Below are 21,866 nucleotides of genomic sequence, written 5' to 3'. Positions count from 1 at the left end.
CACCACTCCAGCGGACGCAACCTGGGACTGGCGAGGCTGGACGCAGGCCGCGGCCGACGTCGCCGGCTGCGAGGGCCCCTAGCAGATGTGGGCCTATTGCCTTGAGCCGCCTGGTTCCTGCTCAGGGCCAGGTTGGTGGCTTGGCGTCTTGCTGTCGCCCCCCTCGGGCTGTTTCCTCAACTCGTAGAAGGTTGTCGATGATCACGGCGATGCCGTCTTGGGCGGCGGGTGAGAGCCTGGTGATGGATCGCGCCATCACGCGGACGCGCCGGCTGTGTTCTTCGGGTTCTTCCTGGTCGCCGAGGAGGTAGCCGGCGGGCACGTCGAAGAACTGGGCGAGCGCGCGGAGCGTGGATGCTTTGGGGTTGATTCGAGGTGCGCGCAGCAGGTTGCGGATGCCCTCGGCGGTGATGCGGTGGCCGGCCTTGGTGAGCTCCCGGGCAACCTCGGCCTCTGTGTAAGGTGGCCGACCTTCGGTGCGGGCCTCGAAGAGGGTTCGGAGCCTCGTTTGGATCAGGTGTGAGGCTGCGGCCTCGGCCTGGTCGGCTGGTGTGTCCTTCATGGAGTCCCCCAACTCCAACCACAGTTGGCCACAACAAAAACTGCGGTTGACGCTCTTCTGTGACCTGTGCTTAGCTCTCAGTATCGCTTTCGCAACTGCGGTTCGGTTGAACCCGAACTGGAGTTGCCTGGAGCGTAGCGGATCGGGTCGCCGTGCGCGAGATGGCATCCCGGCACGCGGGCGGCGGCGTAGGAGGGGACGCGTCGTCGCTGTAGGGCCTGCTTCGTCTGGTCAGCGTCCAGGTCGTGACAGTAACGGGGGACCGGCCGCGTCGATGTCGACGTCGGTCTGTGCTGTACGGCAAGCCTTACGGGGAGGCGGACGTGCAAGGTCCATCGGACGAGCAGCCCGAACAGCTCGCCGCCCGCGCGCCTTTGGGCGGGCGTGGCGGTGAGCAGGGGGAGCCGGCGGGTAGGGAGAGGGCCCTCCCGCCGGCTCCCACCCCCGAGGAGGTTGCCGCCCGGGCTCTGGCCTTGGTGCCTTCGGGGCCGCGCCTTGTTGGTGAGGCGGCGGTGCGGGAGATTCCGCGAGAGTTCGGCGCGGGAAACCGGGTGGAGAGGCTGTGGTGGCGGGCGGCGTCGCTGCGATCGGGCTGTCCGCTGGTGTGTGTGTCCTCAGCGGACGGCGGTGTGGGCCGTTCGGTGTTGACCGTCGGGCTGGGCGGGCTGCTGGCTCTTGCTGTTCCCGACCCGGTGGTGGCGGTCGACGCGACTTTGCGGGCGTGGGGTGGCCTGGAGCATCGGGTGGCCCGGCGCAGCTCGTCGACGGTGTGGGACGCGGTGGCCGCGGATGCCGGCTTGACGGAGATCGGGGCTGCGGAGCGGTTGACGCAGGTAGGGCCGACGGGGCTGCGGGTGCTGGTGGGGGAGAGCAAGTTGACCGCGCAGCGGCGCCCACCGACGTGGCCGGAGATGTTCGGCGTGATCGGCCATCTGCGGTCGGTCTACCGGTTGGCGCTGTTGGATCTGCCCTCGGCGGACAGCACGTCGACGTGGCGGGCGCTGGGCTGGTCGACGGTGCCGGTGCTGGTGTCGAGGGCAACGGTGGACGGGGTGCAGCACACGCTGCGGCTGCTGGCCCACATGCGCGCGGCGGGCCTTGCGCATGTGCCAGCCCGAGCAGTGGTGGTGGTCATGGTGACCTCCCCATCAGTGGCTCGCGAGGTGCGGGCGGTGGAGCAGTTGGCGCGGCAGGCCGCTGCGGAGCTGGTGCGGGTGCCGTATGACCCGGGGCTTGCGCGGGCGGATCCGCTCGACCCACGGGCGCTGAGTAAGGCCACTCGGTCGGCGTTGACCGAGGTTGCCGCAGCGGTGATCGACCGGTGCCCGGTCGAGCCTGCGGCTTTCTCCGGCACTGGATCGCCGGATTCAAACGGGGAGGAGTAATCGTGTTGCATCAGCTTGCGGCGGCCCTGACGGTGCGTGCCCCGGCGGTGACGGCGCTGCTGGCGCCGACGCCGACGCCGACGCCGGAGCCGTCGGGTGATGGCTTCGACTTCAGCCGGATCAGCCCGGACCCGTCGGCTGTGCCGCGGTCGGACCTGTTCTACAAGCTGGCCAACGCCGCGCTGTTCCTCGGTGTGATCTCGGCGGTGGCGGGGCTGGCGGCGGGGGCGATCGCGTTCGGCATCGGCCCGATCTTCGGCGCGCACATCATCAGTGATCGCGGGAAGTCGATGATGTGGAAAGCCGGCCTGGTGGCGATCGTCGTCGGGTCAGCCACGTCGATCATCGCGTTCCTGCTCACCGAGATTTAGCAGGTGGCGGTCATGAGCAGAGCGGAGTTCAAGCCGACCACCGGCCGCCGGATGTCGATGGTGGCTGCAGTGCTGGTCGTGGTGGCGCTCGCCGGTGTGGCGGTGTTCGCCGCCGGGCGTGTGAGTACGCCAGAGCGGCAGGTGATCGCGCGGTATGTCGAGCGCGTGCAGGCCGGGGTGCCGGTGGGTTTCCCGGGCACGCCTCGCGGCGGCGGAGACGCGGCGGCGGCGTACACGCAGGCGCTGGCCTCTGCCGGTACGCGGTCTGCGACGAGCAGACAGGCAGTGTTGGACCTGATCGCCGCCGAGGGAGCCGGATCGGCGGTGCAGCCCCTCGTAGGGCCGGCGACGCACGGAGAGACGATCTCGCAGACGGTCGTGGCGCGGGTCTGGGTGCCTGACGCGGACCTCGACGCGGTGGTGCCCGAGGACCGCGAGGTATCGGTGCGGATGCTCGTCTGCACCTTGAGCGGCGCCACGACCAGCAGCCCTGCGGATCCGAAGGCCGGATTGGCAGGCGGCTGGTACGTGCAGCCGGTGACGGTGCGGTGGTCGCAGGGCCGGTGGCGGCTGGTGACAGCGGAGCGTCCGCTGCCGGTGCCGCCTCCGGATCAGCGCGGTGCGCGCCGCGACGGCGGACCGCGGGACATGCAGCCCCTCGCCAACGTGCTCAGCGCGCGTTCGTGGGCGCCGGGGACGGTGTGACGGATGGCCGTGGTGCCCGCGACGCTGCGGCTGCTGCTGGCGGCGCTGTCGCTGACGACGGTCGGGCTGATTGCTGCGGGACGGGCTGCGGCAGCTCCGACGCCGGTTCCGTCGCCGTCGGCTTCGGCCTGCTCAGCACCTTCAACCGATGGCCGGCCCGGTAGCGGTGCGGAGCCGCTGGCACAGCCGCAGGTGAATTGGTGCCTGCCATGGGCGCGGTGGCGTGCGGGCGATGGTTGGACGACGGTGTGCAGCGCGGCGGCCGGCGCCGCGGATCAGGAACGCTGCGACGCGGTGGCGCTGACCGTGCAGTCACCGCCGCCGGACGGCACGCCGTCGGTCCTCGACGAGCGCCTGCCTGCCGCTGGTGAGCAGCCGGTGCGCTGCGAGCGTCTGGACGCGAAGGCAACGCAGGACCAGGCGAACGCCGAGCGGTGGAAGGCGAAAGCGGACCGCTGCCGCGCGCTAAGCCCGGTGCTGGTGGCGTCGTCGTCACTCAAGCCATCGTCGGAATGTGGCCTAGTGGACGTTTCCTGCAAGGTGGGAGCGCAGGTCAAGGAGGCGGCCCGTACGGGCTTCGAGGGCCTGGCCGACGTTGCCGTCGCAGGGTTCGCGTGGGCGCTGGGCAAGTTGGCCGAGGTGGTGTTCACGCAGTCCTCCACCGTCGCAGACGAACCGTTCTACGGCGTCTACAACGACATCAGCGGGGTGCTGATCGTCGTGGTGCTGGTGGTCTTCGTGCTCTCGACGGCGATCAACGGGCTGCGGCTGAATGGACCTGGGCCGCTGTCGAGCCTGGGCGGGCTGGTTCGGGCGATGTTCGGCATCGCGTTCGCTGGCGGTATCGCGTACCTGCTGATGGCGGCCTGGGACGAGGCGACGGTGGCGTTGATCGCCCGCAACCAGCAGCGGGACTGGCAGCCGAGCATGTGGGTCGACGCGCTCAACACGCTCACCGCCGACACCGGCACGATCCTGCTGGCCTTCATCGTCGCGATCGTTGGCGTGATCGGGCTGGTGCTGGTGTTCGTGATGCTGCTGTTCCGGTCGCTGCTGGCCGCCGGTGCGGCGCTGTTCGGGGCGATGGCGATGACCGGTCAGGTCATGGCCGAGACCCGCGCATGGGGCCGGAAGTGGTTCTGGACCTGCAACGCGCTGGCCAGCAGCAAGTTCTTCATCGCCGCGCTGTGGATCTACGGCACCCGCACCACCTACGAGAGCGACAACCTCATCAACGTGCTGCGCGGCCTGTTCATCATCGTGCTGATGGTCCTCGCGCCGTGGATCCTGCTGCGGCTGACGAGCATGTGGGACGGCTACCTCGCCGACGTCGATGCCCGCGGTTTCTTGACCTCGGCGGCCACGGCTGTGGGGATGGACGCCGCTTCGCGGCGTCTGGCCGAGCCGTTGAGCGGCGGCGGTGGCGACATGGACGCGGCCTCGCTGATGCAGGGCAACTCCGAGGCCATCCCCACCAGCCCGACCAACCCCGGCGGGCCAATCGGCGCGCTCGCCGGGCTACCCGACACGGTCGAGGCTCTGCACGGCCGGGGGGACAGTGACCAGTTCGGCGAGCCCGCCGGGCAGGCGGGTGGCGAGCAGGGCGGGGGCGAGAACGCCGACGAGGCCGCCGGGGTGGAGCGCGACTCGCGCACAGCACAGGGCGATGTGGCCCACGGCCAGCTCACGCTGCCCGGCGACGCCACCGGCGAGCAGGGTGCGCTGCCGGTTACCCCGCAGGGGGCGCGCGAGCAGGCAACCGCGTTCACCGGAACTGATGCCCCGGTCGCAGGCAGCCCACCGTCTGTTGGCAGCGGCGCGCCGGGTCTTGGCGGCAGCCCTGAGCTGCCGGTTGACGAGGCCGGTAGCGGAGGCGCGACACCGACGAGCAGTAGCCCGGCTGCCGGCCAGGCGGGCGGGGCGGCGGGCGGGCAGGGCGGTGCCGCCGCTGCCGGTGCAGCCGCCGAGATTCCGATCGTGCCCGTCTAGGCGAGCAGAGGAGTAGGGCGTGACTCAGTTCCACTTTCCTCCGCGGTCCACCCGCGGGTCGATCCTGGGCTTCTCCTGGGGGCAGATCGGCACGGCGGTGGCTGGGGTGATCTGCCTGGTCATCGCCGCGAACATGCTGGCGGTCGGCCGGCAGGGTGCCGCCGGTGGTCTGCTGCTGGCGGCGGTGCTGCTGCTCACGGTGGGGCTGTTGCGGATTCGGGGTCGCCGAGTCACCGAGTGGACGCCGATCGTCGCGGGGGCGTTGGCGCAGCGGGTAGCCCGGCAGGACCGCTACCGCGGCACGGTGTGGGCGGCGAATCCAGGCACCAAGCATCTGCACCTGCCCGGCCCGGCGGCCGGCTACCAGTGGCTACCGGCGGTGGCTGCGGACGGGCTGACCGAGGTGGGGTTGCTGCACCACCGGCGGGAAGGCACCGTGACCGCGACGCTGGCGTGCGCGGGCAGCAATCTCGTCCTGGCGGACACGTCGGTGCAGCATCAGCGGCTCACCGCGTGGGCGGACGTGGCGAACCTGCTCGGCACCGAGTACGCCGACAGCGGCCTTGCGCGGTGGTCGCTGACGGCGCGAGCGGTGCCGGACGTCAGCAACCGGGCACAGCGGTACCTCGCGAAGCAGGCGGTCGACACCGGCACGGCGGCGTACCGGTCGCTGGCCGAGCTCACTGCGGCGGCAGGGCCTGGCACGCAGCGCCACGACGTGTTCCTGACCGTGGTGTTCGACGTGCGGAAGCTGTCCGGAGAGGTCGCCGACGCGGGCGGCACGGACGCGGCTATCGCCACGGTGGTGCTGGACAAGCTGACCGGTGTTCGGGCGGCAGTGCGAGAAGCCGGCATCGAGACCGGCGGCTGGTTGACGCCCCGGCAGTACGCGGCGGTGCTGCGTGGCCAGTTCGACCCGGAGGACACCGATCTCGAGGTGGCGCCGCACACGGCGGGGCCGGTAGCGGCAGAGACGGTGGGCTGGTCGTCGTATCGGCATGACTCCGGGTTCTCGCAGACGCTGTGGGTGTACGAGATGCCCCGCCAGCCGGTGCCGATGACGTGGATGACGCCGCTGTTCACCCGCACCGTCGGCCGGCGCACCGTCGCCGTGGTTGCTGAGCCGGTGCCGGCGCAGCTGGCGCAACTGGCGACGCGACGAGACAAGGTCGCCCGCGCCGGTGACGAGGTGACCAAGCGGCGGATGCGCCTGGTCCGCACCGCCCGGGAGGACGAGGAAGCCCGCGCGGTCGAGCAGGTCGACCGGGAGCAAGCCGCCGGGCACGTCCGCTACCGGTACGCCGTGCTGGTCACCGTGACGGCCGACAGCCCGGAGCAGCTGCGCCACGACGTGCGCGCCGTCAGGCGGGTGCTGGCACGGTGCGGCTGCCAGGCGGTGGTGCTCTACGGCGAGCAGGACCAAGCATTCGTGGCCGGGGCGCTGCCCCTGGCGCGCGGCCTAAAGCCGATGCGGGGGTGGTTCGCATGACCCGCACACGCAGGGACACGCCCCGGGTACGCCGAGAAGGGTCGTGGTCGCAACGCCTTGCGGACTCCGCCGCCCGGCGCGACCTCGCGGCGGCCCAGGCGGACCTGGCACGGGAGCAGCGGGCACTGCGGCGGCTGACCGAGCAGCTGCTGGGCCCGCCCTCGGTAGACGGGCGGGGGGCCTTTGGACGGGCCGCGGGACGGGTGTTCTGGCGGTTGCGGCTGCCGCCGCTGGTCACCACCAGCGCGCAACTGTGCAGTGTCTACCCGTTCGTCGCCGACCCGGGCCTGGGTGTGGACGGGCCCCTGATCGGACAGGAGGTGTACTCCCGTGCCGGGTTCGTGTTCTCCGTGCACGAGCTGTATCGGGCGGGCGTGCTCAGCGCCCCCAACATGGTGGTCACCGGAGAGATCGGATCGGCGAAGTCGTCGCTGCTCAAGACCATCGCGTTCCGCGGGATCCCGTTCGGGGTGCGGTTCTACATCGTCGACGTCAAGGGCGAGTACGACACCCTTGCCGACGCAGCCGGCATCCAACCGGTGCGGGTCGGCCCCGGCTCCGGGGTGGTGATGAACCCTCTGGCGGGCATCCGCCGACTGCCCGATCAGGGTGAGGCGGAGTGGTTGCAGATCCAGCGGGCACGCAGGTTGCTGCTGCTGGAAGGCTTGTTGGAGATCCAGCTCGGCGGCCCGCTGAGCGAGGCGGAACGATCGTTGGTCGAATACGCCCTCGACGCGGTCACCCGCGCCGACGACGGCACCAGCCCGGACCGGATGGCCACCCCGGCCCTGTCCCGGGTCCTGACTGCAATGGGCGACCCGGCCCGGTGGGCGCATCGGCTGGCCGGGGTGCATTACGACGTCGACCAGTTCACTGCCGACAGCCGCCGCGTCCGCCTGGCCCTGGAACGGCTGATCACCGGCGCGCTCGGCGGGATCTTCGACGCACCGGCCGCGTCGACGCTGGCGATCGACTTCGACCAGCCGGGCGCGATCTTGGACCTGCGGGCAGTCCGCGCATCGGACCAGATGACCGCGATGGCGATGACCTGCGCGCAGTCGTGGCTGGAGGCCGAGCTGACTCGCCCGAACGCCCCGGCCCGCGTCTGCCTGTACGACGAGTTCGCGCTGGTCAGCCGCCACCTCGGGCTGATGAGGCGTATGCGCGAGCAGCTGAAGCTCGCCCGAGCGCTCGGCACGGCGAACATCCTGGCCTTCCACCGTTTCACGGATCTGTCGGCCAGCGGCAGCGCCGATTCCGAGCAGGTCCGCATCGCCCGAGGGCTGATCGAGGACACCGGCGTGCGGGTGTCCTACCGGCAGGCGCCCGGCTCCTTGGAATCGGCACGCGAGTTCCTGGGCACCACGGACGTGGAGACCAACCTCCTGCTGCACCTGCGCCGCGGCGTCGGGCTGTGGAAGGTCGGGCTGCGCTCTTACGTCGTCAAGCACCAGCTTTCCTCGATTGAACGGCGCATGGTCGACACCGACAGCCGGATGCGGCAAACCCCCGAGCCTGAGCCGGAGGGGGCGCCGTCGCCGGGGGAGCCGGCCGTCGTGGTGGGGCAGGTGCGGTGATGGCCGGCTCACTCATGTCTCCGGGACACCGGCTGCCCCGCCGGGGGGTGGCCCGCGCCGACATCCTGGCCCGACTGGCGCTTGCGGGCATCGTGGCGCTGCTGGTGCTGTCGGGCACCGTCACGCTGTGGCTCGCGGGGCAGGCCGGCGGGCTGCTCACCCATGCGGCCTGGCCGGACAGCTCACCAGCGGACGCCCCAGGCATCGCCGTGCGGCTCATCACCAACCCGGGCGACCCGGCGCGGGCGTGGCCGCCCGCCGCCCGTGACACGCTGCCGCCAGCGCCCCTGCTGTACGGGCTGTGGGTCGTTCTGCTCAGCGCCACTGTCGTCGGCATCGCAGCGGTGACGATGCGGGTGGCGCGGCGGTGGGTACGCCGGCATGGCTTCGCCGGCCGTAAGGACCTCGACCGGGTGGTGACGGCCGAGGCGGTGCTGCGCCGCGTCGACGTGCTGCGGCCGGGCCTGACCATCCGCGACACCGACCCACCCGAAACCGTCACGGTGAAGCAGCGGCGCCGCGCGGACCCGCTGGAGGTGGCCCGGCTGCTCGGCCACCATGCGCTGACGGGTGAGCCGCTGTACCTGGCCAACGAGTACACCGAACTGCTCGCCGGCGCGGCCAGGTTCGCCAACAAGACCTCCCGCTACATCATCCCGAGGGTCGCCGACGCCCGCGGCGCGGTCATCTCTACCTCCACCCGCCTCGACGTCGCATCGGTCACCTACGACCTGCGCGCGCAGGTCGGCCCGACGTGGATCTTCGAGCCGCAGGGCCAGGTGCCGGGGGTGCCGCGACTGCGCTGGTCACCCATCGATGGCGCAGAGGATCCGGACATCGCGGCGCTGCGCGCCAAGGGCTTCGCCGCCGGCGCCGGCCTCAAGGGAAGCGTCGACAACGGCCAATATTTTCAGGATCAGGCCGCGTCGATCATCCGCGGTCTGCTGCACGCCGCCGCCCTGGACGAGCGCGCCACGATGACCGACGTGGCGAGCTGGGCGGCCAACCCCTCCGACCCGCGCGCCGAGCGGATTCTGCGCCACCACGGGCAGACGGTGTGGGCCGACCGTCTCGCGTTCCACCGGGAGACCACGGGTCGCAGCCGCGACGCCATCCAGTCGGTGGTGTTCGGCGCGCTCGACGCGTTCAGCAACCCCCGCATCCTGCACGCGTGCTCACCGCCGCGCGGGCAGCAGTTCCACCCCGAGCAGTGGCTCGACGAATCCGGCACCCTCTACCTGGTCGGCACCCGCGCCGGGCAGGCATTGATCGCGCCGCTGTTCGCCGCCATCGCCGAGGACATCATCTACCGCACCCTGCAACGGTCGTTCCTCGCACCGGGCGGGCGGGTCGAGCCCTGCCTGTACCTGATCGGTGACGAGATCACCAACATCGCGCCGCTGCCGTCGCTGCCCGCGCTGGCATCCGAGGGTGGCGGTGCCGGCATCGCCCTGTCGATCGCCTGCCAGAACACCCACCAACTGGAAGAACGGTGGGGCCGCGACGGCGGCCAAGCGCTACGCGACGGCGCGAACGCCCGCTTCGTGATGGGCGGCACCCAGGACGTCAACGCGCTCAAGGACGCACAGTCGCTGCTCGGGCAGGTTCAGGAGTTGTCGTCGGCGGCGTCCTGGGGCGGCGGCCGGGCCAGCGTGCAGGAGAACACCCGCCGGGAGCACCTGGTCGACCTGGCGGAGCTGCGCACGCTGCCGGCCGGGCATGCCCTGGTGCTGTTGGGCAACATGCCACCGGTCGAGGTGGTGCAACCCGCCTGGTGGGAACGCCCGGACGCCGACCGCTTCCAGAGGGCACAGGCCGCTTTCACCGCGCGACTCCGGGGAGCACTCTGATGCCAGATCGGACCTTCCTGTTCGACATCCCAGAGCAGGCGTCGCCGCAGGAGCGCGCGACCGCCGAGCTGGCCGGGCTGATCGACACGCTGCGCGGCGCGGTGGAACAGCTCGCCGAGGCCCACGCGGCGCTGTCCGAGCGCGTCGAGGCGCTCGACAGCCCGACCGGGTTCGTGCCGGCGCGGCACTGCTGGCGGGACCTTCACCGCGATGACGCCCGCGAGCTGTGGGCGTGGCTGATCGCCTGGACCCGGTGGCTGTCCGACCGGTACGGGCTGGCGCAGGACCTCGGCGCGTGCTGGCCGGCGCATCCGGCCCTGGTGGAGGAGCTGACCGCTCTGGCCGTGTCGTGGCATCACGCCTACTCGGCCAAGGCGGACCCCGACGCGCCGCTGCGGTGGCACGAGGCGCTGCACCGCGCACGGACCAGATGGCAGCAGTGGGACACCACCCGCTGCCGGCACGGCCAGCACACCCCCCGCAGCCTGGACACCGTCTGGGCCCAGCCCTGGCCGGACATCGCCGATGACGCCGTCAGCGAGGACATCCGCGCACGGCCGGCGCCTGCGGCGGCGGCCCAGGAGACAGGGGGCAGCAGATGACACACCCAGCCGAGATCACCAGCGTCTGGGACTGGCAACGGTTCGAGGCCGCGCTGGCGGGCCTGCGCGTCGGGCTCGACACCCTCGACGACTTCATCGCCGGCATCCACGAGGCACGCGACACCTGGCGCGACGACCAGCAGGAAGAGAGGCAGCAGTGGACGGACATCGACGAGCAGACACGACGGGACACGGAGCTGGACTGGGCCAGCGACGGGTACCTCGACGGCGACTACACCCGCGACGTCGACGAGTGACTACCAGCACCTCGTTCGACGCTCCCCTCGCGGCGATCAGCGGCAGCCTTACCCAGTTGCGCGACGACATTGGTGCCCTCGTTGGCGCCGCCAGCCGGCATCCCACCGCGCAGCGACGTGCGGCGCTGATCGACGTCCACCACCGGTTGCGTCTGCTCGGGCAGCGCGTCAACGCCGCGCTCGGCGCCCCGCCAGCGCGGGACCCGGCGCCCCACGAGCCCCCGGAGCAGGCATGACCCGCACTCGCAGCCGAGGCACACTCCTGGTGGCTGCGATGCTGCTGGCGGCTGGCTGTACCAGCCGTACGACCGGAGCTGCCGCCCCGCAGGCGAGCAGCCCTCCGGCGGTGACACCGCCGGCCGACATGCTTCCGGACCCTGACGGTGTCCTGCCCACTCGATCCACCGCCGCGGACCCCGCAGCCGCGGCCGCGGCGACACGGTTCGTCGCCCAGTGGGCACGCCCGGACCTGCCGGCCGGCCAGTGGCGCGCCGACGTGCGCCCGTACGCCGTGCGCGGCTATGCGGACCTGCTCGACACCGTCGACCCGGCCAACGTGCCCGCCACCCGGATCACCGCACCCGGCCGCGTCGTCACCACCACCCCAGGGCGGGCGGAGGTCGACGTCGGCACGGACGCGGGCGTGCTGCGCGTGGTGTGCGTACGCGACGGCCAACGCTGGCTGGTGGCCACTCTCGGCATGCCGAAGGACACCCGGCGATGAACGGGCAGCGGGCCGGCGTCGGCGTCGCCGTGGTGGCTGCGCTGCTGCTGGTGTGCGGTCTGCCGCTGGCGTCGGTGATCACCGAGGCGCCAGCCGCAGCCTGCGCCCCCGCCGCTGGACAAAGCCCGAGCAGCGCGGGCACGCGCGGCGGGGTCGGCCGGTGGAACAGCGAGCAGGTCACCAACGCGGCCACGATCGTCACAGTCGGCCAGCAGCGGGGGATACCGGCCCGAGGCTGGGTCATCGCGGTGGCCACAGCCATGGTCGAGTCCAGCCTGCGGAACCTGCGCGGCGGCGACCGCGACTCCGTTGGCCTGTTCCAGCAACGGCCCAGCCAGGGATGGGGCACCCCGGCCCAGATCCTCGACCCCGTCTACGCCGCCGGGAAGTTCTACGACAAGCTGCTGCGCATCCCCGACTGGCAGCAGCTGCCACTGACCGTCGCCGCGCAACGGGTCCAGGTCTCGGCTTTCCCCGACAAGTACGGCGAATACGAGCAGGACGCCGAGCAAATCGTCGCGGCCGTGACCGGCGTCGCCGCGATCAGCGACCTGCCCGGTGCCAGCCTCGCCGTCTGCGGCAGCGCCCCGAACGTAGCGGCGTCGGGATGGACACTGCCCGTGCAGGCCGCCGTGGGTAGCGGCTACGGGCCACGGGCTGGACGGCTGCACGCTGGCGTGGACCTGATCGGCGCCCGCAACACCGTCATCCGCGCGGCCAGCGCCGGCGAGGTGGTGTGGTCCGGCTGCGACCCCGGCACCGGCAACTGCGACATCGACGGCAGTCCGAGCACCCGCGGATGCGGCTGGTACGTGGACCTGGTGCACGCCGGCGGCTACGGCACGCGGTATTGCCACATGGTCCGCCGCCCCGACGTACGCGTCGGCGACACCGTGCAAGCGGGCCAGCCGATCGGACTGGTCGGCACCAGCGGCCATTCCTCCGGCCCGCACCTGCACTTCGAAACCCACCAGGCGGTCTGCGACGGATCGCGCTGCGACCTCAGCAACGCCAACTCCACCGACCCGGTGCCGTTCATGCGCGAACGCGGCGCCCCGCTCGACGAGAGCAGGTGAGGCCCGACCTCGCACCACGACATCCGACCGCGCACACATCACGGGGGTGAAACATGCGCATCGACCAGAACCAGCATCCATGCCTGCCCACACCTGAACCGCCGCCACCGGCCGACCGCGCCGGCAGCAAGGGCCAACATCGCAACCGGCACACCCTGCGCCGACCGCGACACCTGCGGAGGCCACGATGAGCGCCTCCACCCGGCGGCAGATCGCGGGGGTCTACCGCCCACCCGTCAACTCTCGACCGGCACCGCCGCCGCGCCCGGACGCAGTGGCGCAGCTATGCCGCACCGCGAACACCGTCCGCGCGCATCTCGAACGCACGGTGTTGCGGGAGGCGGGCATGACCTGGACCAGCTACGACGTGCTGGTGCTCATCTGCGCCCGCAGAGTGGTCGAGCCCCGCGCCATCGCCGTGGAGGTGGGCATCGCCAAGGCCACCCTCACCAACACGCTCAGCATGCTCGTCGACCGGGACCTCGTGCGCCGCCAGCTACACGAGCGTGACCGCCGGCGCGTCGTCGTCAGACCCACGCAGGCCGGCCTGGACCTTGCCCGGGAACTGCAACGCCTCGTGCACGCCCGGCAGGCGGAGCTGTTCGCCGGCCCAGGGATGCCGCCAAGAGACAACATCGCCCACGTGCTGCGCGTGGTGGCCACGCGCTCCCGCCCAGACGACGCCAGCCGAGGCGGGGAGGACGCCCGGTGACCGGCAACATCGGTGTGGCACGAGGAACCGCCCTATGTATCGGCGCGGTCCTCGGCCCCGGAGTCCTCGTCCTGCCCGCACTGGCCGTCCGCGCCGCAGGACCGGCGTCGCTGCTGGCCTGGGCAGCGCTAATGGCCGTCTCGGTGCTCATCGCCACCTCGTTCGCGACCCTCGGCGCCCGTTACCCAGACGACGGAGGAGTAGCGACGTTCGCTAGCCGGGCCTTTGGCACCCCCGCCGCCGCCGTCGTCGGCTGCTGGCTGTATGCGGCGGTGCCGGTAGGGGTAGTCGCGGGCGCGATCGCCGGTGCTCGCTACACCGCAGCCGTGCTCGACGCCTCACCCACCACGGTCGCCGGCATCTCCGCACTGCTCCTCGCCGCGGTGTACGGGGCGAATCTCATGGGGCTACGCCTGTCCGGCCGGCTGCACCTAGCGCTGACCGCAGCCCTGGTGGCGTTGCTCGTCGCGGTCATCGCCGTGGCCGGACCCCGCGTCGACACCGAACGACTCACGCCGTTCGCGCCCCACGGAGCCGCCGGCGTCGGCAGCGCCGCCGCCGTGCTGTTCGCCGCCATCTGCGGCTGGGAGGCCACCGCCAACCTGTCAGCGGAGTTCACTCACCCCCGGCAGGTGCGACGGGCCGCAGTCGCGAGCCTGAGCGTCGTCATCGTGCTCTACACCGGGTTGGCGATCTGCACCGTCGGGGTTCTCGGCGACACCGCCGGTGACACACCGGTGCCGTTGATACACCTGCTCGGCGCAACCGGAAAGCCGTGGGCGACCGGAACGGTCGCCGTGTTGGCGGTACTGCTCACCTTCGGCGCCAGCTTCACGTTCGTCGCCGCTGGCGCACGGGCCGGTGTGTCCCTGGCCCGTCACCACGTCCTACCTTCTCGCATCGCGGTGGCTCGCCAGGGTGTCCCTTGGCGCAGCGTCGCCGTGCAGGCCGCCGCCGGAGCCGTCGTCGCGGTGATCGCCGCAGTCGCTCCTGGCATCGTCACCGTGGATCTGCTGGTGCGCATGTTCGCCGCCTTGCTCGCCTGCGTCACGGTGGTCGGCCTCGCTGCGGCAGTGCGGCTGCTGCCGGTAGCGCGTTGGCGCGTCAGCGCGGCGGTGGCCGCTCTGGCGGTCGCGGTCATCGTCGCGCTGAGCGGACCCTTCCTGTTGGCTCCTGCCGCCATCGCCGTCGTCGTGCTGGCACGGCTGCATCGATCTCCCAGCCCTGCGGCCGCCATGCGGGCCGCCGCCCGGGGGATTGATCGCCGAGCCCCTGTCGGCGATGTCCGTGCCCCTGGGACAGCGGCGAAGGTGGGGATCCGATGACACGGCGGACCACCATGCTGGCCGAGGAGGCCGTTCCCCGTAACAAAGTGCCCATCGCACCCGGACCCGGGTGGCGGTTGGGCGTCCTCTACGGGCCCGCTGTCTACGGCGTCAGCGCCGCCGCCGTCGCGCTCCCGGCCGCCGCCCAGCATCTCCACGCCAGCGGTCCAGCGCTCGCGTGGATCCTCACCGCGTACGCCATGGGCATCGGCGTCGGTGCGGTCACTGCCGGACGCATCACCGATCTGTGGGGCAGCCGCCCGGTCATGCTGATCGCCGTCACACTGCTTACCGCCGGAGCGCTGGCGTGCGCGGTCGCCCCCAACCTGGCCGCCGTCGTGACCGGTCGAATCCTGCTGGCGGTGGGCTCCGGCGCGGCCCAAGCCACCGCACTCGCGACGGCCGCCCACCTGCCGGCGTCGCAACGCCCGGCGGCATTGGCCCGGTTCGGCGCCTGCCTAGCCGTATTCAGTGCCACCGCGCCGTTGGCCGGGGCAGTGGCAGTGGCCTGGTCGTGGCGGGTGGCACTCGCCCTGCCCGTGCTGTCCATCGCCGCAATCCCGCTGTGCTGGCCCCTTACCACCCCACGACGACACCGAGAACCGCTGGATTGGCTCGGAGCGGGACTGCTCGCGGTCGTCGCCGCCGGACTCCTCCTGACCGCCCAAACCGCGGCCCAACACACCAGCGCGGTCACCATTACGGCGACGGCTGCCGCCACCGCAGCCACCGGGCTCATCCTCGCCATCCGTAGCCGACGCCACCCCGGCGGGTTCGTCCTCGACGGCGTCTTGTCGGCCGCATGGTTTCGGCGCGCGGCGCTCGCCGGCGCGGGCGTCTACGCCGGCCTGTTCGCCATCCTTTACGCGGCGCCCCACCTACTGACGAAGCTCGGCTATGGCACCACGCACATCGGGCTGCTCCTGCTGCCCGGCGCCGCCGTTGGTGCCGCGCTGGCCCGAGGCGCCTCAGCCGCCGCCCGCCGCCTGCCTGCCCGATACGTCCTGTCGGCGGTGAGCCTGCTGTTCGCGGGCACGCTGTGCTACGCGGCCGTCGACACCGGTCCGATCGGCGTCGCGGCCGCCGCCACGGCCGCGTTCGCCGCCTCGGCGATCGCGCAGATGCTGCTCACGGCAGAAGCCACCAAACACGCCCCGCCACCTTGCCGCGGCGGCGCAATCGGGCTGCTCACCCTGGCCACCTTCGTGGGCGGTGGTGGCGGCACCGCGCTCTGCGCCGCCCTGTGGCAGCCAAACGGACCAGCCGCCGCGTTGGCCATCACCGCACTGCTGCCTGCTGCAGCCGCCGCAGCGGCCTGGCGACTGCACTCCTGACAGTGAGGATGTACGAGAGAGCCCTCTCGGCCCGGACTGGCCCTACGCCTGACTGGCTCCGGGCTTCAACGCGACTTGTCTACCGGGCCGGGAGGACTGCTCGTGCACTCGCCAGACGACGCCTGCCAGTGCACGGATCCGATGAGAGCACACCTGATCATTGATCAACGTGGCCAGCGACAGGCCTCGCTCGTCGGCAAGGGCGCCTTGGTTCAGCCGCCGACGGCGGCTAATCTGATCGTCCGGCCTGCCGGAGGTGGAGATGATCGACGATCTGCCAGTCAGCCTTCTGATCAGCTCGCGTAATCGCCCGCAGCTTCTTCTCGACGCCGTTCGATCCGTTCTGGAGGGTACGCGGGCGCCGGACGAGATCATTGTCGTCGACCAGAGCGATGTCCCCAATGAGGAGATGGCCGCGCTGCAGGTGCCGAAATCAGTCACCCTTCGGTACATAAAGTCGGACACGGCCGGTCTCAGCCGCAGCCGGAACATTGCCTTCGGGCACGCGACCCATCCGGTCATCGTTGTCATCGACGATGACTGCATCGTCGACAAGGACTGGTTCGAGGCGATCGTGCGGGCGCTCGTCGCCGCCGGCCCAAAAGCGGTCATCACCGGTCGGGTGATCGCCGGGGAGGCGGAGGAACAGGGCGCCTTCGCGCCGTCGCTCCACACCAGCGAGAAGCCTGCGACGTTCAGCGGTCGTACCACCACCGACCCGCTCGCCACCTTCAACTTCGCCCTTCGCGCGGCGACCCATGCGGAGATCGGGCCCTTCGACACCCGTATCGGTCCGGGCACGCGTTTTCCCTCTGCGGAGGACAACGATTATGGCTACCGGCTGCTTCGCGCGGACTACACGATAGTCTTCGAGCCTGGTGCGCTGGTACGCCATCGTAGTTGGCGCACCGAGGCCGACTACGTCGCCCTACGTTACGCGTACGGCCGGGGTCAGGGCGCCTACTACGGCAAGTACCTCGCCCAGCGCGACTGGTACATGCTCTGGAAACTCGTCCATGCGCTCAAGCGACGCGGTAGGACGATGCTCGGTGGCGGGCGGTTCAGAGTCAGGGGAGAACTCGCCTGGATAGCCGGCTGGGCCGCCGGTATGACGGACTGGTTCCTGCATCCGGGTTCGCGGCCCTCACGCCGCCGCGAGGATCAACGGGAGTAACCGATCGGTGACCGGCCGCTTCTCCTTCTCCGTGAGCAGGGCGTGGTTCAGCAGCATCGCGGCCCGGGCGGCGGTGAGCAGATCCATCTGACGGGAATCACGCACCGGCCATGCACGGACGCTGCGGTAGCCGGCTTCGTAGGCGCGGCACAGCAAGGGGTGATCCGAGCGTTCGCGGCCGTAGTAGAACGTGATCGCGATGTCGAGTACCGGATGCCCGAACATCACGTCCTCGAAGTCGAGCAGCCGCAGCTCGCCCGGACTCGTCGTCAGAACGTTCCACATCTCGATGTTGCCGTGGAGGAAGATCCGGTCCGGACACTCGGCGAGTCGGCCCAGCTCGGCATCGGCTTCCTCGGCAACCGCTGCAACCGTCTGGGCATCGTGCCGGGAAACGTACTCACGGTGGCGAGGATCCGTGATCACCAGCGAGGTTCCCGCATAGTACATCGTCCGGTCCCACACGAGCGGCTTGAGGCCGGGCGGCGCGACCCATTTGGACGCGAATTCGTGCAGCGAGGCGCTCATCCAGCCCAGCTTGTGGTAGTTCGTCTCGCTCAGGTCGGCCGCGAGCGGCCGGCCGGCGGCCCAGTGGAAGAGGGCACACTCGACGGGAATGCCGTCGGCGTCAACGACGACCCGGGTGTTGCGGTGGAAGTCGTCGGCGAACGGTTCGACGACACGAACATCGGTGCCGCGCCGTACCGCGCTCAACCACTCGAACTCGGTCCGGCCGTCGACGGTCGGTCCGCTCCTCAGCCGCAGCGCGAGCGGTGGGCCGTCCTCGGAAACCAGCCGTGCCGTCACGTTCGAGTGCCTCGTCAGGGACGCAACGGTATAGCCGTCGAGGCCGAAAGCCTCCAGGGCGGCCTCCACCAGAACGCCCGCGCGGGCCGCGTCGTCGGCGGTGAGCGTCTTGATGCCAATTCGCTGCGGCGGCACGTAAATATTATTATGGGGCAATGGCGCACACCCTCCTTCCGCTGGCAAGTCGTGTCGCCGCAGGCCACAATCGTCCATGCAAGGTGCATAGCATGCGGGTCACGACGGATGGGCGGCAAAGCGTGAGTTTTGCGACAACTTACATTGACAGCTGGCGACGAGCAACCGCAGTCGTGAACGGGGCCGCAATCGACCAGGCGGTCAGGGTGCTCGCCGAAGCTCGACGCCGAGATGCGATGGTGTGGACCGCCGGCAACGGCGGCAGCGGTACCCTGGCGTCGCACCTTGCGATCGGGTTGACGCTGAATACCAGACGCTCCGGGGGCAGGCCCTTCCGGGCATCCTGTCTCGGCGCGGATGCCGCCATGCTCAGCGCCGCTGCCAATGATTTCGGTGCCGAGAACGCGCTTCGAGTGATCTTCGAGTGCAATGCCCGCAGCGGCGACGTCCTGTGTGTCTTTTCGGTTTCCGGCGAGAGCGTGAATGTTAACAATGCGATCGTCGCTGCCACCGAAATCGGTGTTCCTGTGATTGCCTTGGTGGGCTCTCACGAAAGTACGGCGGCGCGGTTGGCTGACCACCCGATTGTTCTCGGTTCTCTGGAGCCTGGAATCGCCGAGGACTTAGCGTCGGCGATCATGCATGCCATGTACTGCACGTTCATGTACGAGGACCAGACGAATCCACCCGCCGAGTTCGCCAATGCCAGCTAATTCGAAAGTCTTGGTGGTGACCGGCGGGAGCCGGGGTATTGGGGCCGAAGTCGTTCGCGGTGCTGCCGCACAGGGGTGGAGCGTCTGTTTCACCTACCTCGAGGCCGGGAACCGGGCCGACGCGCTCGTCGAAGAAGTCCGTGAGCGGGGCGGTCGGGCCCGGGCCGTGCGGGCCGACATCTCCCGCGAGGCCGACGTCACCTCACTCTTCCAGGTCGCTAGGGATCTCGGACCGATTCGAGGTCTCGTGGCGAACGCCGCCATCGTCGCTCCACCACTGCCGCTGAGAGATTTCACGCTGGACCGGATCCGTCGGGTCCTCGATGTGAATGTTCTCGGCACGATCCTCTGCTGCCGTGCAGCCGTCCGGGAAATGTCGCTGTCGGACGGACACGATGGCGGCGCGATAGTGCTCGTCTCCTCAGCGGCGAGTCGCATCGGATCAGCTGGCGAATATGTCGACTACGCAGCCAGCAAAGGCGCCGTCGACAGCCTGGGTATCGGCTTGTCCCGCGAGGTCGCCGGCGAGGGCATCAGGGTGAACGTGGTGCGACCCGGCACGACCCTGACGGAGATCCACGAGAGGAACGGGCAGCTCAGCCGGGTACGCGATATGGAGACCAGGATCCCATTGGGCCGCGCTGCCGAGCCTTCGGAGGTTGCGGAGGCGGTGTTGTGGCTGCTTAGCGATGCAGCTTCGTACTGCGTCGGCACTATCCTGGACGTTGCCGGCGGTCGTTGAGCGCGTGCGGCCGGAGCATCGCCTTGATCACGGAACCGTCTGACTGGAGCGCGAAGCCGGTCGCCCACTCGTCTAGTGGCCCTTCCCAGCCGACGATCTGCTCGACGACCCGGCTGGTTTCGCGCGCTAGCAGCGCTAGGACCCGTTCCCACACGGCCCAGGTGTGCGAGAAGCTTCCCCGCAGCGTGAGTTGTTTCGCCACGATCGGGTCGAGGGAGTACGCGTACGGTTCCAGCCCCCAGCCGACTTTCGTCACCTGCCCGTTCGGTCGCGTCAGATCCAGGGCGGTTCGCAGAGCCGCGCTGGCTCCGGCGGCATCGATCGCAACGTCGACGCCATCGCGACCATGGCTTTGGAGGATTTCGCGGGCATCCTCGGTGGACGTCGCGAAGCCGGTGACGCCCAGGGCCTTCATCGTGTCGATCCTCGCGGCGTCACGGGCCAGTCCGATCACTATCACCGGCCCGGCCCCCGAGCGAGTCGCCAGCCACGCGCTGAGCAAGCCGATCGTCCCCGCGCCGACAACCGCCACAGCGTCTCCCGGGCGGATCCGGGTCTGCACGCACGTTGCCTGGTAGGCGACGCACATCGGCTCCGTCAAGGCGCCCAGCTTGAAGGAGACCTCGTCGGGAAGCCGATGCAGGCACCGCTCAGGCACCGCTACGCGCTCGGCCATGGCGCCGTCGGCGCGGGCTCCGAAGCCTCGTCGGTGCGGATCGAGGTTGTAGAACCCGGTTCGGCTCCACTCGGAGCTCGTGTCTATCTCTGCGGCCGTCTCCGCCACGACGCGGTCGCCGACAGCGAAGCCAGTCACTTCTTCTCCGACCTCGACGACCACGCCGGAGAACTCGTGGCCGAGCGTTACCGGGTAGGCCATGTCCCACGAGATGGTGCCGTGCTGGATGTGGACCTCGCTGCCGCAGACTCCCACGGCCTCGACCCGCACGATGACCTGCTCGTGTCCACACACAGGCTCGCGGGCATCGAGCAGCTCCACCCGGTCCCTGCCGGCGGCCGTTGCGACCACGGCCTTCACGAGAGGGCTCCGGCCTCGTCAGCCAACTCGCGGCTGGCGTCTAGGACGGCTTCCGCGGCGAGCGTCAGATCCTGGTCGGAATGCTCGGTGGAGACGTACCACAGGCCGCGTGTCGGGATCAGCACACCCTTGTCGAGCATGCGAGCTGCGAATAGTGCGTAGACATCCGAATCTGACCGGAGGCGGTCCTCGTGGGTCCGCACGGGCTGGTCGGCCACGAAGCCGAATCCGGCGCCAACTGTGTGGTTGAACTGCAGCGGCAGGCCGTGGTCGACGTTGGCGCGGTCGAACGCGTCGGCGACGATCCTCATCGAGGACTCGAGCCTCGGATAGATCTGTTCGCTGTTGTCTCGGAGGTGCCTGAGCGCCGCGTGACCAGCGGCCGCTGCGAGCGGGTTGCCGTTGAAGTTCCCCATGTGCGAGACCTTGCCGGTCGCGACCACGGACATGATCTCTCGTCTCCCGCAGACGGCGCTGATCGGGAAACCGCAACCGAATGCTTTGCCAAGAACCGTCAGGTCCGGCGTGACCTCGAGTAGCTCCTGCGCACCCCCGAGCGCGACCCGGAATCCGGTGATCACCTCGTCGAAGACGAGCAGGGCGCCGGCTTCGCGAGTCAGACGCCGCACCTCATGTAGATAGCCCGGGCTGGGCATGAAGCAGCCACCGTTGATGTTGATCGGTTCCATGATCACTGCGGCGACGTCGTCGGCCAACGCGGCGGTGAGGGATCCGATGTCGTTCCATTCGCAGATCGTCGTCCGATGGGCACCCCACGGATCCTGGCCCTCGGTTCCTGGGCCGTCGCCCGGCAGACCGGGAATGGCGACGTGAACCGAGTCGAGCCAGCCATGGTAATGGCCGCGGAACTTGATGATCCGGGTGCGCCCCGTTGCCGCCCGTGCCACCCGCAGGGCGGCCTGCACGGCCTCCGTGCCCGTATTGCTGAAGATCACGAGCTCGGCCGAAGGGACGATCTCGCAGACGAGTTCGGCGAGCGGTGCTTCGTGGCGGTTCCCTGCGCCGAATCCGACGCCGAGGTCGAGTTGGGTGCGGACCGCCTCCAGAACGACCGCGGGAGACTGGCCGAGAAGCATCGGGCCGAAGGAGAGGGCGAAGTCGACGTACTCGTTGCCGTCGACGTCCCAGACCCGGCTGCCGGCTCCGCGGCCGGCACAGATCGGGACGGGAGCCTGGGCAGCCTTCATCGCCGACGACACACCACGCGCCAGCGAGCGTTTCGCCCGGTCGTAGTACTGATGAGATCCGCTGTACCGATCCACGCACACACTCCACGCTCA

At 70.3% G+C, this 21,866-nt stretch carries 22 protein-coding genes; 18 read left to right on the top strand and 4 right to left on the bottom strand.

From position 1 onward, the window contains the following. Nucleotides 1-121 precede the first annotated feature (121 nt). Nucleotides 122-562, bottom strand: coding sequence for a hypothetical protein (locus tag LQ51_RS31990; protein ID WP_082159398.1), 441 nt, complete (start codon nucleotides 560-562; stop codon nucleotides 122-124). Between the two features lie 512 nt (nucleotides 563-1,074). On the opposite strand from LQ51_RS31990, the gene LQ51_RS34365 reads away from it, so the two are divergent. From LQ51_RS34365 to LQ51_RS12620, 16 genes are all read left to right on the top strand, one after another. Beyond that, nucleotides 1,075-1,947 (top strand): MinD/ParA family ATP-binding protein, encoded by an 873-nt coding sequence (locus tag LQ51_RS34365; RefSeq protein WP_156313065.1) that lies wholly within the window; start codon nucleotides 1,075-1,077, stop codon nucleotides 1,945-1,947. A 5-nt stretch (nucleotides 1,948-1,952) separates the two neighbouring features. Beyond that, nucleotides 1,953-2,318: a hypothetical protein gene (locus LQ51_RS12690; protein ID WP_231605726.1), complete on the top strand. Its 366-nt coding sequence runs from the start codon at nucleotides 1,953-1,955 to the stop codon at nucleotides 2,316-2,318. Between the two features lie 12 nt (nucleotides 2,319-2,330). Beyond that, the gene (locus LQ51_RS12685; RefSeq protein WP_156313064.1) at nucleotides 2,331-3,023 is read left to right on the top strand and encodes a hypothetical protein; all 693 of its coding nucleotides are present in this window, start codon (nucleotides 2,331-2,333) and stop codon (nucleotides 3,021-3,023) included. Nucleotides 3,024-3,026: 3 nt separating this feature from the next. After that, nucleotides 3,027-5,012 (top strand): hypothetical protein, encoded by a 1,986-nt coding sequence (locus LQ51_RS12680; protein ID WP_156313063.1) that lies wholly within the window; start codon nucleotides 3,027-3,029, stop codon nucleotides 5,010-5,012. 19 nt (nucleotides 5,013-5,031) lie between these two features. Beyond that, nucleotides 5,032-6,501, top strand: a complete 1,470-nt coding sequence (locus LQ51_RS12675) for an SCO6880 family protein (RefSeq protein ID WP_046565398.1) — start codon at nucleotides 5,032-5,034, stop codon at nucleotides 6,499-6,501. Between the two features lie 215 nt (nucleotides 6,502-6,716). Continuing rightward, a complete protein-coding gene (locus LQ51_RS12670) occupies nucleotides 6,717-8,078 on the top strand; it encodes a hypothetical protein (protein WP_231605725.1) in 1,362 nt (453 codons plus the stop codon). Then, nucleotides 8,078-9,928 (top strand): type IV secretory system conjugative DNA transfer family protein, encoded by a 1,851-nt coding sequence (locus LQ51_RS12665; RefSeq protein ID WP_231605724.1) that lies wholly within the window; start codon nucleotides 8,078-8,080, stop codon nucleotides 9,926-9,928. The genes LQ51_RS12670 and LQ51_RS12665 overlap by 1 nt, the downstream gene beginning before the upstream one ends. Next, a complete protein-coding gene (locus tag LQ51_RS31235; RefSeq protein ID WP_052744855.1) occupies nucleotides 9,928-10,530 on the top strand; it encodes a hypothetical protein in 603 nt (200 codons plus the stop codon). The genes LQ51_RS12665 and LQ51_RS31235 overlap by 1 nt, the downstream gene beginning before the upstream one ends. Then, nucleotides 10,527-10,787, top strand: a complete 261-nt coding sequence (locus LQ51_RS12655) for a C2 domain-containing protein (protein ID WP_046565393.1) — start codon at nucleotides 10,527-10,529, stop codon at nucleotides 10,785-10,787. The genes LQ51_RS31235 and LQ51_RS12655 overlap by 4 nt, the downstream gene beginning before the upstream one ends. Beyond that, entirely contained in the window at nucleotides 10,784-11,023 is a 240-nt protein-coding gene (locus LQ51_RS12650) for a hypothetical protein (RefSeq protein WP_046565391.1), read from the top strand. Before LQ51_RS12655 ends, LQ51_RS12650 begins: the two co-directional genes overlap by 4 nt. 128 nt (nucleotides 11,024-11,151) lie before the next feature. Further along, nucleotides 11,152-11,511: a hypothetical protein gene (locus tag LQ51_RS12645; protein WP_156313062.1), complete on the top strand. Its 360-nt coding sequence runs from the start codon at nucleotides 11,152-11,154 to the stop codon at nucleotides 11,509-11,511. Further along, nucleotides 11,508-12,587 (top strand): M23 family metallopeptidase, encoded by a 1,080-nt coding sequence (locus LQ51_RS12640; protein ID WP_046565387.1) that lies wholly within the window; start codon nucleotides 11,508-11,510, stop codon nucleotides 12,585-12,587. Before LQ51_RS12645 ends, LQ51_RS12640 begins: the two co-directional genes overlap by 4 nt. 187 nt (nucleotides 12,588-12,774) lie before the next feature. Next, on the top strand, nucleotides 12,775-13,299 hold the full coding sequence (locus LQ51_RS12635; RefSeq protein WP_046565386.1) for a MarR family winged helix-turn-helix transcriptional regulator: 525 nt from the start codon (nucleotides 12,775-12,777) through the stop codon (nucleotides 13,297-13,299). Continuing rightward, on the top strand, nucleotides 13,296-14,624 hold the full coding sequence (locus LQ51_RS12630; protein WP_082159394.1) for an APC family permease: 1,329 nt from the start codon (nucleotides 13,296-13,298) through the stop codon (nucleotides 14,622-14,624). The genes LQ51_RS12635 and LQ51_RS12630 overlap by 4 nt, the downstream gene beginning before the upstream one ends. Next, complete coding sequence (locus LQ51_RS12625) at nucleotides 14,621-15,958, top strand: MFS transporter (RefSeq protein WP_231605723.1); 1,338 nt, start codon at nucleotides 14,621-14,623, stop codon at nucleotides 15,956-15,958. Before LQ51_RS12630 ends, LQ51_RS12625 begins: the two co-directional genes overlap by 4 nt. A 262-nt stretch (nucleotides 15,959-16,220) precedes the next feature. Further along, a complete protein-coding gene (locus LQ51_RS12620) occupies nucleotides 16,221-17,132 on the top strand; it encodes a glycosyltransferase family 2 protein (RefSeq protein WP_156313061.1) in 912 nt (303 codons plus the stop codon). Here the strand turns inward: LQ51_RS12620 and LQ51_RS12615 are convergent. After that, on the bottom strand, nucleotides 17,103-18,074 hold the full coding sequence (locus LQ51_RS12615; RefSeq protein ID WP_046565380.1) for a phosphotransferase enzyme family protein: 972 nt from the start codon (nucleotides 18,072-18,074) through the stop codon (nucleotides 17,103-17,105). The genes LQ51_RS12620 and LQ51_RS12615 overlap by 30 nt on opposite strands. A 92-nt stretch (nucleotides 18,075-18,166) precedes the next feature. On the opposite strand from LQ51_RS12615, the gene LQ51_RS31230 reads away from it, so the two are divergent. Both LQ51_RS31230 and LQ51_RS12605 read left to right on the top strand, forming a co-directional pair. Next, nucleotides 18,167-18,787, top strand: coding sequence for an SIS domain-containing protein (locus LQ51_RS31230; protein ID WP_197087679.1), 621 nt, complete (start codon nucleotides 18,167-18,169; stop codon nucleotides 18,785-18,787). Nucleotides 18,788-18,803: 16 nt separating this feature from the next. Beyond that, nucleotides 18,804-19,529 (top strand): SDR family oxidoreductase, encoded by a 726-nt coding sequence (locus tag LQ51_RS12605; protein ID WP_197087677.1) that lies wholly within the window; start codon nucleotides 18,804-18,806, stop codon nucleotides 19,527-19,529. On the opposite strand, the gene LQ51_RS12600 is transcribed toward LQ51_RS12605, so the two are convergent. Together LQ51_RS12600 and LQ51_RS12595 are read right to left on the bottom strand one after the other, a co-directional pair. Next, nucleotides 19,501-20,565 carry an alcohol dehydrogenase catalytic domain-containing protein gene (locus LQ51_RS12600; protein ID WP_046565378.1) on the bottom strand — a complete coding sequence of 355 codons (1,065 nt, stop codon included), beginning with the start codon at nucleotides 20,563-20,565 and terminating at the stop codon, nucleotides 19,501-19,503. The genes LQ51_RS12605 and LQ51_RS12600 overlap by 29 nt on opposite strands. Next, entirely contained in the window at nucleotides 20,562-21,848 is a 1,287-nt protein-coding gene (locus LQ51_RS12595; protein ID WP_046565426.1) for an aspartate aminotransferase family protein, read from the bottom strand. The genes LQ51_RS12600 and LQ51_RS12595 overlap by 4 nt, the downstream gene beginning before the upstream one ends. Nucleotides 21,849-21,866 lie beyond the last annotated feature (18 nt).

The sequence above is a fragment of the Micromonospora sp. HK10 genome, assembly GCF_000982955.1.
In the GTDB taxonomy this organism is placed as follows: Bacteria; Actinomycetota; Actinomycetes; order Mycobacteriales; family Micromonosporaceae; genus Micromonospora.
Note: the sequence above shows the minus strand (reverse complement) of the source record. Positions and strands in the feature narration are given on the sequence as shown.